Annotated in this window: 13 protein-coding genes; 8 read left to right on the forward strand and 5 right to left on the reverse strand. The window is 72.0% G+C overall.

Annotated features, from left to right (window positions below):
- The first annotated feature begins 6 nt into the window (after positions 1 to 6).
- From ACWD01_RS00530 to ACWD01_RS00540, 3 genes are all read left to right on the forward strand, one after another.
- A complete protein-coding gene (locus tag ACWD01_RS00530; protein WP_451156574.1) occupies positions 7 to 771 on the forward strand; it encodes a metal ABC transporter ATP-binding protein in 765 nt (254 codons plus the stop codon).
- Between the two features lie 2 nt (positions 772 to 773).
- Complete coding sequence (locus ACWD01_RS00535) at positions 774 to 1,685, forward strand: metal ABC transporter permease (RefSeq protein WP_451157325.1); 912 nt, start codon at positions 774 to 776, stop codon at positions 1,683 to 1,685.
- A 97-nt stretch (positions 1,686 to 1,782) separates the two neighbouring features.
- Positions 1,783 to 2,214 (forward strand): Fur family transcriptional regulator, encoded by a 432-nt coding sequence (locus ACWD01_RS00540; protein WP_451156576.1) that lies wholly within the window; start codon positions 1,783 to 1,785, stop codon positions 2,212 to 2,214.
- 195 nt (positions 2,215 to 2,409) lie between these two features.
- Here the strand turns inward: ACWD01_RS00540 and ACWD01_RS00545 are convergent, their stop codons facing one another.
- From ACWD01_RS00545 to ACWD01_RS00560, 4 genes are all read right to left on the reverse strand, one after another.
- Positions 2,410 to 2,952: a YcxB family protein gene (locus tag ACWD01_RS00545; protein WP_451156578.1), complete on the reverse strand. Its 543-nt coding sequence runs from the start codon at positions 2,950 to 2,952 to the stop codon at positions 2,410 to 2,412.
- Positions 2,953 to 3,092: 140 nt separating this feature from the next.
- Positions 3,093 to 3,938: an isoprenyl transferase gene (locus ACWD01_RS00550; protein WP_451156580.1), complete on the reverse strand. Its 846-nt coding sequence runs from the start codon at positions 3,936 to 3,938 to the stop codon at positions 3,093 to 3,095.
- A gap of 30 nt (positions 3,939 to 3,968) precedes the next feature.
- The gene (recO, locus tag ACWD01_RS00555; RefSeq protein WP_451156582.1) at positions 3,969 to 4,715 is read right to left on the reverse strand and encodes a DNA repair protein RecO; all 747 of its coding nucleotides are present in this window, start codon (positions 4,713 to 4,715) and stop codon (positions 3,969 to 3,971) included.
- Between the two features lie 45 nt (positions 4,716 to 4,760).
- Positions 4,761 to 5,030, reverse strand: a complete 270-nt coding sequence (locus ACWD01_RS00560) for a DUF1905 domain-containing protein (protein ID WP_451156584.1) — start codon at positions 5,028 to 5,030, stop codon at positions 4,761 to 4,763.
- A gap of 409 nt (positions 5,031 to 5,439) precedes the next feature.
- Here ACWD01_RS00560 and sbnA point away from each other — a divergent pair, with 409 nt between their 5' ends.
- From sbnA to ACWD01_RS00585, 5 genes are all read left to right on the forward strand, one after another.
- A complete protein-coding gene (sbnA, locus tag ACWD01_RS00565) occupies positions 5,440 to 6,426 on the forward strand; it encodes a 2,3-diaminopropionate biosynthesis protein SbnA (RefSeq protein ID WP_451156586.1) in 987 nt (328 codons plus the stop codon).
- 12 nt (positions 6,427 to 6,438) lie between these two features.
- Positions 6,439 to 7,440 carry a 2,3-diaminopropionate biosynthesis protein SbnB gene (sbnB, locus tag ACWD01_RS00570; protein WP_451156588.1) on the forward strand — a complete coding sequence of 334 codons (1,002 nt, stop codon included), beginning with the start codon at positions 6,439 to 6,441 and terminating at the stop codon, positions 7,438 to 7,440.
- Positions 7,437 to 9,404: an FAD/NAD(P)-binding protein gene (locus ACWD01_RS00575; RefSeq protein ID WP_451156590.1), complete on the forward strand. Its 1,968-nt coding sequence runs from the start codon at positions 7,437 to 7,439 to the stop codon at positions 9,402 to 9,404. Before sbnB ends, ACWD01_RS00575 begins: the two co-directional genes overlap by 4 nt.
- A complete protein-coding gene (locus ACWD01_RS00580) occupies positions 9,401 to 10,603 on the forward strand; it encodes a trans-sulfuration enzyme family protein (RefSeq protein ID WP_451156592.1) in 1,203 nt (400 codons plus the stop codon). Before ACWD01_RS00575 ends, ACWD01_RS00580 begins: the two co-directional genes overlap by 4 nt.
- Before the next feature lie 212 nt (positions 10,604 to 10,815).
- Entirely contained in the window at positions 10,816 to 11,979 is a 1,164-nt protein-coding gene (locus ACWD01_RS00585) for a benzoate/H(+) symporter BenE family transporter (RefSeq protein WP_451157327.1), read from the forward strand.
- 42 nt (positions 11,980 to 12,021) lie between these two features.
- Here ACWD01_RS00585 and ACWD01_RS00590 read toward each other — a convergent pair whose 3' ends face one another.
- Entirely contained in the window at positions 12,022 to 12,243 is a 222-nt protein-coding gene (locus ACWD01_RS00590) for a hypothetical protein (protein ID WP_451156594.1), read from the reverse strand.
- Positions 12,244 to 12,551: the final 308 nt, after the last annotated feature.

The raw sequence follows: 12,551 nt of genomic DNA on the forward strand, positions 1-12,551 counted from the left end.
CCCCCCATGAGCACCGAGCCGGTCATTTCCGTCCGCGGAGCCCGGGCCACGCTCGGCTCGCGGCCCGTCCTGCGCGGCATCGATCTCACCGTGGACCGCGGTGAGGTCGTCGCCCTGCTCGGCGCCAACGGGTCCGGCAAGTCCACCGCCGTCCGCTCGGTGATCGGCCAGGTGCCGCTCACCGAGGGCCGGATCGACCTGTTCGGCACGGAGCTGCGCCGTTTCCGGCAGTGGGCGCGGGTCGGCTACGTGCCGCAGCGCACGACCGCCGCGAGTGGTGTGCCCGCGACGATCCGCGAGGTCGTCGCCTCCGGCAGGCTCTCGCGTGCCCGCTTCGGGCTGCCCTCGCGCGGTGACAGGGCCGCCGTCCAGCGCGCCATCGAGCTGGTGGGCCTCGGCGACCGCGCCGGGGACTCCGTGAGCGCCCTGTCCGGCGGCCAGCACCAGCGGGTGCTGATCGCGCGGGCGCTCGCCGCCGAACCCGAGCTGCTGATCATGGACGAGCCGATGGCCGGGGTCGACCTGGCCAGCCAGGAGGTGCTGGCGGGGACGCTGCGTACGCAGGTCGCCGCCGGTACGACGGTGCTGCTGGTGCTGCACGAGCTGGGACCGCTGGAGCCGCTCATCGACCGCGCCGTGGTGCTGCGCGACGGCTGCGTGGTCCATGACGGGCCGCCCCCGGAGGCCGTCGGCCAGCACGCCCTGCCGGGCCACGACCACGTACATCCGCACGCGGCCGACGAGCCGCTCCGCACGGGACTGCTCACATGATCATGGAAATGCTGGAATCCGCGTTCATGCAGCGCGCGCTGCTGGCGGCACTGCTGGTCGGCATCACCGCCCCCGCCGTCGGCATCTATCTGGTGCAGCGCCGGCAGGCCCTGATGGGGGACGGAATCGGCCATGTCGCGATGACCGGCGTCGGCCTCGGCTTCCTGATGTCGACCAACCCCATCTGGATGGCGACGCTGGTCTCGATCGTCGGCGCCGTGCTGATGGAGCTCATCCGCACCTACGGCCGCACCCGCGGCGACATCGCGCTGGCCATGCTGTTCTACGGCGGCATGGCGGGCGGTGTCCTGCTGATCGAGCTCTCGGACACCGGCTCCACGGCCAACCTCACCACCTATCTCTTCGGCTCCCTCTCGACGGTCTCCGACCAGGACGTCGTCGCGATCGTGCTGCTCGCGGCGTTCGTGGTGGCGGTGTCGCTGGGTCTGCGGCGGCAGCTGTTCGCCGTCAGCCAGGACGAGGAGTTCGCCCGGGTCACCGGACTGCCGGTGCGGGCGCTGAACCTGCTGGTCGCCGTCACCGCGGCGGTCACGGTCAGCGTCGCCATGCGGGTCGTCGGCCTGCTGCTGGTGAGCGCCCTGATGGTGGTCCCGGTGGCCGCCGCCCAGCAGATCTCGCGCTCCTTCAAGGCGACGTACGCGCTGTCGGTCGCCATCGGCGTGGCGGTCGCCCTGGCCGGAACCACGACCTCCTACTACCAGGACGTGCCGCCGGGGGCGACGATCGTGATGCTCGCCATCGCCGTGTTCGTCGTGCTGACCGCGCTGGCCACACCACTGGCACGGCGGCGGGCGAAGGCCATGGAGGCGAGCGGCGCGGGCGGCGCGGGCAGGGCCGAGTGCACCGTCGACGTTCCGGGTACGCGACGCCCGGGCGACGACGTCAAGGTCTGAGCCCGGCAGGGGGGCGCGCTCCCCTGCCCGGAACGGGTCCGCGCGCGGGCCTGGCACAATGGCCCGACGTATGTGCGGGCCAAGCGAGGAGGCACCTGTGACCACGGCGCCAACCGGCGGGAACACCGCCCCGGTACGAGGCCGGTCGACCCGGCAGCGGGCCGCGGTGGCGGCGGCGCTCGACGAGGTCGATGAGTTCCGCAGTGCGCAGGAGCTGCACGACATGCTCAAGCACCGCGGCGACTCGGTGGGCCTGACGACGGTCTACCGCACGCTGCAGTCGCTCGCCGACGCGGGCGAGGTCGACGTGCTGCGCACCAGCGAGGGCGAGTCGGTGTACCGGCGCTGCTCGACCGACGACCACCACCACCATCTGGTGTGCCGGACGTGCGGCAAGGCGGTCGAGGTCGAGGGCCCGGCGGTGGAGCAGTGGGCGGAGTCGATCGCGGCGCAGCACGGCTATGTGAGCGTGGCCCACACGGTCGAGATCTTCGGCACCTGCGCGGAGTGCGCGGCGAAGACCGGCTGACCTGTACGACGGTGGCCCGCACGCCCGCTCCCGGCGGGGGTGCGGGCCACTGTCGTACGCCGGGTCAGAGGTCGAGGCAGTCGTAGGTCCCGTCGTCGTCACGGCCGCCGGAGCTGAGCCGGGCCAGGAACGCGACGGCCGCGAAGTGCGCGGCGCTGCCGCCGGCGCGCACGCCCATGCCTTCTCCGGCGCCTACTACGGCGCCTTCTCCAGATGCCTTTCGAGCAGGGTCCTCGGCCGCTCCGTGCCGGCCGGTTCCGTCACGCCCCGCTTGGGCAGCACCATGACTCTGATGCTGTGCCTGTCGCCGGTGAGGAGGACGAACACGTCGTCGGTCTCCGCGTAACGCGCGTACCCCGCCCAGTTGGTGGTGGCGTCGGCGTCGCGGGTGGTCAACCGGATGCCGCTGTCGTCGACGACGGCACGGAACTCGCCCTGCCGGGCGGCCGGCTGGTGCAGCTGGCGTCCCTGTACCCACGGCAGCAGGTACAGGCAGGCGAAGGCGAGGACGCCGGCGCCCATCATGAGCCACAGCCGCCAGGTCATCGCGTTCATCAGCACGAGGTACCCGAAGCAGACAGTGCACAGCACGCCGGCGAAATGCAGCAGTCGCCGCATGCGGCGGCCGACGGGCGTGGCCCGCGTACGGGCCCGCAGGGCGGAGACCATGTCACGGGCCATCGGCACGTAGACCAGTTCCACCGGCTGTCCCACCTGCTGACGCTCCACCTCGGCCATGGGCCCTCCCCGGTCCGCCGACGAGCTGTGATCGTAGCGGCCGGACCGGACCCGGGCCGCGCCGTGCCCGGCGCGTACGCCGCGGCCGGTGTCCGGGGCCCGGCCGCACCGTGCCGTACCGCGCTGTGCGGCCCGGTGGGTCAGGAGGCCGGGGTGTCGGGGCGTCCGCGCATCGCCTCGAGCTCCTCGTTCGGGATCGCGCCGCCGAAGCGGCGGTCGCGCTGGGCGTATTCGAGGCAGGCGCGCCACAGGTCGCGGCGGTCGAAGTCGGGCCACAGCACGTCCTGGAACACCATCTCGGCGTAACTGGACTGCCAGATCAGGTAGTTCGAGATGCGCTGCTCGCCGCTGGGGCGCAGGAAGAGGTCGACGTCCGGCATGTCCGGGTAGTAGAGGTACTTCTGGAAGGTCTTCTCGTTGACCTTCGACGGGTCGAGCCGGCCGGCCGCCACATCGCGCGCGAGGGCCTGCGCCGCGTCCGCGACCTCGGCCCGGCCGCCGTAGTTGACGCAGAAGTACAGGGTCATCGCGTCGTTGCCGACCGTCTGCTCCTGCGCGACCTGGAGCTCCTGGACGACGGACTTCCACATCTTGGGCATACGGCCGACCCAGCGGATCCGGATGCCGAGCTCGTCCATCTCGTCACGGCGGCGGCGGATGACGTCACGGTTGAAGTTCATCAGGAAGCGCACCTCGTCGGGCGAGCGCTTCCAGTTCTCGGTGGAGAAGGCGTAGAGGGAGAGGTTCTTGACGCCCATCTCCAGGCAGCCCTTGAGCACGTCCAGCACGACGCCCTCGCCGACCTTGTGGCCCTCGGTGCGGGGCAGGCCCCGCTCCTTGGCCCAGCGGCCGTTGCCGTCCATGACGCACGCCACGTGGTTCGGCACCAGGTCGGCCGGGATCCTGGGCGGGCGGGCGCCGGAGGGGTGCGGCTCGGGGACCTTGTACTCGCGGCGGGACCGGCCCAGGATTCCGCGTCGTGCCATGCGGTTCACATCTCCTATTTCGCTGCTTCGCTACTTCTCTACGTACCGCAGGGAGCGCAGGCCGCGCTCCAGGTGCCAGTGCAGATAGGCGGACACCAGCCCGCTGCCCTCCCTGACGTGGCGTGCCTCGCACGCGTCCGCGGTCGGCCAGTCACCGGTCAGCAGCGCGCTGAGCAGCCCGACGGCCTCCGCAGAGGGTACGACGCTGCCGGGCACCCGGCAGTCGCCGCATATGACGCCGCCGGCGGCCACCGAGAAGAACCGGTTGGGCCCGGGCAGCCCGCAGCGGGCGCAGTCGTCGAAGCTGGGGGCGTAGCCGTTGACGGCGAGGGAACGCAGCAGGAACGCGTCGAGCACCAGGTTCGGCGCGTGCTCGCCCCGCGACAGCGTGCGCAGCCCGCCGACGAGCAGCAGATACTGCTGCACGGCCGGCTCGCCCTCGTGGTCGGTGAACCGCTCGGCGGTCTCCAGCATGGCCGTGCCGGCGGTGTAGCGGGCGTAGTCGGTGACGATGCCGCTGCCGTACGGGGCGATGGTCTCCGACTGGGTGCACAGCGGCAGCCCGCGCCCGATCAGCTCGCTGCCGCGCGCGAAGAACTGCACGTCGACGTGGGAGAACGGTTCGAGCCTGGCCCCGAACTTGGACTTGGTCCGCCGCACTCCCCGCGCAACGGCCCGCACCCGGCCGTGACCGCGGGTGAGCAGCGTGATGATGCGGTCCGCCTCACCCAGCTTCTGGGTGCGCAGGACGACGCCGTCATCACGGAACAGGCTCATGGCCCCATTCTCCCGTACCGGGGACGGCACCCGGTCCCGGGTCGGTCAAGGCACGATGCGTTCCTCGAGGCGAACGGTCACGGTGTCGCCGGCCTCCTTGCCGATGGCCCTGCGCACGTCGGCCTTGACGGGCAGCTTGTGCCTGCCGTCACCGAGGGCCATGAACGAGCTCCGGAAAGGATGCCCGTCGATGGTCCCGCGGACCTTGACGAGCCCTCGCGTCCCGAAGTACTCGACGGACTCGGGCCAGACCAGGTAGGTCCAGCCGCCCTCGGCGGGGCTCTTCTGCAGCATGGCGGTGAATTCCTTGTCCATGACAGGTGGACCGCCGAGCGGGCCGGAACTCATCGGCCGGGCGGCGGTGGCCCCGCGGGCGGGCGGTGGTGGCCCGGCCGGCGGGCGCCCCGCGGCTGCGGGGGCGGCGGCCCGGCGAGCAGCACTGTTATGACGGAATAAAGAATTCCCTTCTCCACGCACACGGGCCCGCCGAAACACAATTCACCTTTCAACCTTTCCCGGCCGCTGAAACAACTTGGCCGAAGCCCGACCACGTGTCAGAATTGACGCGGCCGCAGACGAACGGGGGTTCGTGGCCACGGGGGACGGGGGAAAGGTCCCTTCTGCAACGTGTGCGCCCGACCATGCGCACCGCCGACAAGCCCACGGGTGACCGCAGCGGCTCATTTCGCCATGCGCAATTCCCGTATTCACGGTTTGGATTCTGGTGATAGCGGAAGAAGTTTACGATCTCGTACTGGATGATCTCTTCATCCGACTCGACCAACTGGTTCCTGGCAGTTCGCTCTACCTGAAGATCGAGGGTCTCAATCCAGCAGGTTCCGTCAAACTCAAGACGGCGATCGCGCTCGTCGCGGACGCCGAGAAGCAGGCCGAGAAGAGCGGGCGCGCCTTTCCGCGCACCCGGCTGATCGAATCGACGTCGGGGAACCTCGGCATCGCGCTGGCCATGGTGTGCGCGGCGAAGGGCTACGCACTCACCTGTGTCACCGACCCGAACGCCAACCGCCAGTCCGTCCGGCTGATGCAGGCGCTCGGCGCGGAGGTCGTCGTGATCGACGTGCCCGACACGAACGGCGGATATCTCCAGTCGCGCATCGACTACATCGGTGAACGGCTGCGCCGCGAACCGCAGTTGTACTGGCTGAACCAGTACGCCAACCCGGCGGGGCCCGAGGCCCACCGGGACCGCACCGGGCGGGCCATCTTCGAGCACATCGGCCACGCCGACTACGTCTTCATCGGCGCGGGCACCACCGGGACGCTGATGGGCTGCGGCGCCTATCTGCGCCGGCACAGCCCGGCCACCCGCGTCATCGCCGTCGACACGGTCGGCTCCGTGACCTTCGGCGGCCCTCCCGCGCGCCGGCACATTCCGGGACTCGGCACCAGCAGACGGCCGGAGATATTCGACCGGGACATGGTGGACGACCTGATTCTGGTGCCCGAATCGGCGTCCGTCGAGATGTGCCGGATGCTCGCCAGGGAACGCGGCCTGCTCTTCGGCGGATCGACCGGGACGGTGCTCTTCGCCGTACAGGAAGCGGCGAAACATATTCCGGAGGGGAGCACGGTGGTCGCCGTGTCCCCGGATTTCGGGGACCGCTATCTCGACACCCTCTACGACGACCAATGGGTGGCCGAGCGCGGGCTCGGAACAATCGACAACGAAATACCTCGGGCGCACGCCTGAGAAGGGGGAGAAATGTTCGACTTCAGTATTGTCACGGGCAAGGCGGTCGGGGAAATCCTGCGGGATTCCCGCGCCGCGGTCATCGACATCGTGGAGCGCGCCTACCGGGCACACGACCGGGGCGACTCGGTCAATCCCGACAGCTACTTCCTGCGGTTCCCCGACAAGCCCGACTCGCGGATCATCGCCCTGCCCGCCTACCTCGGTGACGACGTACAGCTCGCCGGCATCAAGTGGATCGCCAGCTTCCCCCGGAACACCGCGTCCGGCCTGCCGCGTGCCTCCGCGGTCCTCGTGCTCAACGACTACGAGACCGGCTACCCGGTCGCCTGCCTGGAGGCGGCGGGGATCAGCGCGGCCCGCACCGCCGCGTCCGCCGCCGTCGCCGCCCGGACCCTGCGGCCCGGTGGTTACCGCGGCACCACGGTCGCCGTGGTGGGCGGCGGGGTCATCGCCCGCAACATCTGCGACTACCTGCACGCGGCCGGCTGCGCCCCGGACTCCTATCTGGTGCACGACATCGACGAGGCGTCCGGCCAGGCGCTCGCCGACCACGTGCGCGCCACCCAGGACCGGGCCGCCTCGTTCACCGCCGACCTGGACACGGCCCTGGCGGCCGAGACCGTGGTGTTCGCCACGACGGCGCTCGCGCCGTACGTCACCAAGCCGTTCGGGCCGGGTCAGCTGGTGCTCAACATCTCGCTGCGCGACCTGGCGCCCGAAGTGGTCCTGGCGGCCGACAACGTCCTGGACGACGTCGACCACTGTCTGAAGGCCGACACCTCGCCGCATCTGGCCGAACAGCTCTCCGGTTCCCGCGCGTTCGTGACCGGCACCCTCGCCGGTGTGCTGAGCGGCGAGGCGGAGCTCTCCGCGGACCGGCCGGTGATCTTCTCACCGTTCGGCCTCGGCGTCCTCGACCTGGCCGTCGGCGCCCATGTGCTCGCCGAGGCGCACCGCGGCGGCACGGCCCTGCCGGTGCCGGACTTCTTCGGGGAGACGAGCCGGTGGTGACCACACATCCCCGCGGTACCAGCGGCTCCAAAGCCGTGGCGGCGCCGGTACCGGGCTCCCTCGTGATCGTCGGTCTCGGATCCCGCGGCCTCGGCGTACTGGAGCGGCTGGTCGCCCATGCCGTCGCCGACCCGTTCCCGCTCGTGGTGCACCTGGTGGACCCGGCGGTCGCGGGACCGGGCTTCCACCGCGCGGACCAGCCCGACCATCTGCTGCTGAACACCGTCTGCGCACAGCTCACGGCGTTCGCCGACGCGGACATGGTGGACGGCCCCGTACTACCGGCCGGGCCGTCGCTGCACGAGTGGTGCCAGGAGCGCGATCTGCGGCTCGGCGAGGACGGCTTCACCGTCCGGCCGGGCCGGGGCCGGCGGATCAGGCCCAACGACTTCCTGCCCCGCCGGCTGCTGAGCGAGTACCTCGCCTGGGCGGCCGAGCGGATCACGGAAGCGGCGCCCGACTGCCTCACTCTGGTACGCCACACCACCACGGCGGTCGACGTCCTCGCCGGCACAGACACGGGCGAGGACAGCGAGAGCGACGGCGAGACCGTGGTGCTCGCCGACGGCGAACGGATCACGGCCGACGCCGTCTTCGTCACGGTCGGGCACCACTCGCTCCGCCTGCCCGCGCCGCCCGCCGCCGACCCCCGGCTGATCACCCGCCCGTACCCGCTGCCCGACGCGGTCGGCACCGTCGCCCCGGGCGACCGGGTCGCCGTGCTGGGTACGGGCCTGACGGCCATGGACGTGATCGCCACCCTCACCGTGGGGCGCGGCGGCCGCCATGTCCGCGACGGGGAGCGGCTGCGGTACGAGCCCGGCGGGCGCGAGCCGCTGATCGTGCTGGCCAACCGTTCCGGGCTGCCGGCCCGGAGCCGGCCGCATCTGAATCCCGGCCGGGTCCGTCCCGTACCGCTCGTGCTCACGGTGTCCCGCCTCGCCGCCCTGCGCGCCGGACGGCCGGGCGGCCGGCTCCGTTTCACCGAGGACGTGCTGCCGCTCGTCGTCGCCGAGATGGAACTCGCCTGGTACCGCACGCTACTGGCCCGCGAAACGGACGGCGGCGCGGCGCGGGCCGCCGCCGAACTGGCCTCTGGCGTGGGCGACTTCGGCCACGACCGGCTGCTCGCCGAGCTGCGCGCCCGCTTCGGCCCGTCCCCCGTCCGCGACCTGCTGGCCGGCGTCACGGACCCGAAGGCGCACGGCGACGGCCCGCCCGCCCGCTCCTGGCCCGGTCACCGCGAGTACACCGCGTCCTTCACGGCCGAGGTGGCGGGCGATCTCGCCGAGGCACGGGCGGGCCTGGGCGTCAGCCCTCTCAAAGAGGCCCTGGAGGTCCTGCGCGACCACCGCGACGTCCTGCGCGCCGCCGTCGACGCGCCGGGCCTGGACGACGAGTCGCTCGCGCACTTCTTCCGCGCCGTCGCCCCACTGGTGAACCGCCTGGTCATCGGCCCGCAGCTGGACCGCTCCGCGGAGCTGCTCTCCCTCATCGAGGCGGGAGTGGTACGGATCGGCCCCGGCCCGGCCCCGAAGGTCGTCCCACCGGCCGGCAACGGCCCCTGGCGGCTGGAGTCGACGCTGCTGGAGCGTCCGGCCGCCGAGGAGGTCGACCATGTGGTGCACGCCCATGTGACCGAGCCGGTGGCCGAGCGGGTGCCCGGTTCGCTGCTGCGGAGGCTGGTCGAGTCCGGCCGCGTCCGCACCCGCACCGCCGGCGAAGTGCCGCTGCCGGGGCTGGAGGTGGACCGGCACGGGCGGAGCGTCGGCCGGACCGGGCGGACCGAGCCGCGCCTGTTCTTCCTGGGCCCGCACACCGAGGGCTCCAGCTACTACAACCACTACGTCCCGTCCCCCGGCGCGCCCTCGCGTGCGCTGCTGGACGCGGAACTGGCCCTCGCCACGGCGCTGCCGTCACCGACCGACAGGCTGCCGTCACCGACCGACGAGAGGAACCGATGAGCAACAGCGAGAAGTACAGCCCCTGGACGCACGCCTACCACGCGGAGACCCGGGCCGCGCAGGGCGACGGCTGGCGCTCCCCCACCACCGGCGCCGTGCCGCCCGCCATCAGCCTGGGCGCCACCTTCGCCCGGGACGACCAGTACCGCACCCCGGCCGGGTTCGCCTATCTGCGCGACCAGGGCGCACCGGGGTACGAGCAGGTCGAGGACGTGGTGGCGGGCCTGGAGGGCGGCTCGCGGGCGCTGGTGTTCTCGTCCGGCATGGCCGCGGCGACCGCCGTCTTCCAGGTGCTGCCCGCCGGCTCCCGGGTCGTCGTGCCGCGGACGATGTACTTCGGGCTCACCAAGTGGCTCCTGGAGTTCGGCCCGGACCGCGGTCTCGACGTGGTCCAGGTCCCGATGGACGACCTGGACGCGGTCGCCTCGGCGGTGGCCGCGGCGCCGACCGCCCTGGTGTGGGCCGAGTCCCCGGCGAATCCCACCTGGACGGTGACGGACATCGCGGCGGTGGGCGCGGTGGCGCGCGAGGCGGGCGCCCTGTTCGGCGTCGACAACACGGTGCCGACCCCGGTGCACACGCGGCCGTTCGAGCTGGGCGCCGACATCGTCATGCACTCCGGCACCAAGTACCTCAACGGCCATACCGATGTGGTGGCCGGTCTGCTGGTACTGGCGCCCTCGCCGGGCGAGCGGGCCGACGCCCTGTGGCAGCGGCTGGAGCTGCACCGCCGGCTCACCGGCCCGATCCTCGGCCCGCTGGAGACCTATCTGCTGATGCGGGGGATACGCACCCTCTTCCCCCGTATGCGGCAGATCTCGGCCACCGCGCTGGCACTCGCCGAGCACTTCGCCGACCATCCGCTGATCCGCAAGGTCGCCTATCCGGGGCTGCCCGGCGGCCCCGGGCACGACATCGCCGCACGTCAGATGACCGGCGGGTTCAGCGGAATGCTCTCCCTGCACGTGGCCGGGGAATGGCAGCGCTCGCTGCGCGCCGCCCAGCACTGCGAGCTGTTCATTCGCGCCACTTCGCTGGGCGGGGTGGAAAGCCTGATCGAACACCGATACACCTTCGAGGGGCCGGGCAGCACCTCCCCCCAGGACATGCTCCGTATCTCGGTGGGACTGGAGAACCCGGCGGATCTCGTCGCAGACCTCGAACAGGCCCTGGAGCGGGCCGTGAAGGAAGACCGTTGAGCCGTGACATCCGCACCCCCCGCACCCCGGCGTCCGGCACCCCGCCGGACGTCGGCCCGGCGCCGGACGAGCCCGCGCCGGACGGCGCCGAGCAGAGCGCGGCCGAGCAGAGCGCGGCCGAGCACAGAGACGCCGGCCGAGGCGACGCCGGCGAGGGCGCGGCCGAGCAGGTCGCGGCCGGCGCGGGCAAGGGCACCGGCTTCTGGCGCGACATGTCCGTCTCCGCCGTCCTGGCCGGATTCGTCGCCGTCGTCGTCTCCTACTCGGGGCCGCTGGTCATCGTGCTGGCGGCCGCGTCGGCCGGGCGGCTGGACAGCGCGCAGACCAGCTCCTGGGTGTGGGCCATCTCCATCGGCAGCGGCCTGACCTGCATCGGGCTCAGTCTGCGCACCCGGATGCCGGTCATCACCGCATGGTCGACGCCCGGCGCGGCGCTGCTGGTCACCAGCCTCGGCGCGTACTCGTACGCCGAGGCGATCGGCGCCTTCGTGGTCACCGGCCTGCTGATCACACTGGTCGGGCTGACGGGGGTGTTCGGCCGGCTGATGCGGCAGGTGCCCGGCGCGGTGGTCTCGGCGATGCTCGCGGGCATCCTGTTCTCCTTCGGCACGGGGGTGTTCACCTCCCTCAAGTCCGCCCCCTACATCGCCGGTTCGGTCCTGGTGGCGTATCTGCTCGGCAAGCGGCTGCTGCCGCGCTACGCCGTGCTCGTCGCCCTGGCGGCGGGTGTGGTGGCCGCGGCGGCCGGCTCCCGGCTGAACGTCCACCTCGACGGCCTCGAACTGGCCGCGCCGGTGTTCACCGCGCCGCACTTCTCCGTCGCCTCGCTGATCGGCATCGCCGTGCCGCTGACGCTGGCGACGCTGGCCTCGCAGAACGCCCCGGGCATGGGTGTGCTGGCGGCGGCCGGTTACCGGCCGGACGACCGGCTGCTCATCGGCTCCACCGGCCTGGCCTCCACCGCCCTGGCGCCGTTCGGCTCGCACGCCGTCAATCTCGCGGCCATCACGGCGGCGATCTGCACCGGCCCGGAGGCGCACCAGGACCCGCGCCGCCGATATGTGGCGGGGGTCTCCTGCGGTGCGTTCTATCTGCTGATCGGCATGTTCGGTTCCACGCTGGTGGTGCTGTTCGCGGGCCTGCCCAAGGAGCTGGTCGCGGCGGTCGCCGGCGTCGCCCTGTTCGGCGCGCTGGCGGGCGGGCTGACGGGCGCGGTCGCGGAGGAGAAGGACCGCGAGGCGGCGCTCATCACGTTCCTCGCCACGGCGTCCGGGATCACCCTCTTCGGGATCGGGTCCGCCTTCTGGGGGCTGCTGTTCGGCGTGCTCGCCCATGTGATCCTGACCCGGCTGCGCCGCCCGGCCAAGTCGGCCTGACCGCCGTCGGCGCGCCCCCGCGGCGGGGCGCGCCGGCACCGCTCAGAGGACGTCGCCCCGGCTGCGGGCGTTCACGTACGCCGTCGTCGCGCTGATCCGCTCGGCGGCGGTCGCGGGGCGCACGCTGTCCGGGGCGCACTCCCACTCCCGGCCGCCGCCGACGGGTCTCAGCGACAGGAACGGCCCCGACTCACCCATGAGCCGGCCCACGCGGCCGTTGCGGGTGTCGACGACGTACGAACCGATCGGCGGGATCTGTGTCATGGGGCCTCGCCCAGTCCCCCGGGCAGCGCGGCAGAGATCAGGCGGACCGTGTCGGCGTTGCGGCGACCCCGTCCGGCGCCTGCGGTCCCGGGCCGTTTCAGAGCAACGCGCAATGTGTTCACGGCTTCCTCCCACCGACATGCGCGCCATGGGGTGACGCGGTGCCTTTTCGTTGCTCGACATGATTTCCCGTCCATGGTCGGCTTCACGAATCGCATTACGAAGGAGACGCTCCGCGGGTACGCTGATCAAGAGTGTGTCCACTACAACTGGGCAGCTGGGCAGGGCTGTTGAGCCGTGGCCAAAAC

It is taken from the genome of Streptomyces sp. NPDC002835 (genome assembly GCF_053591995.1).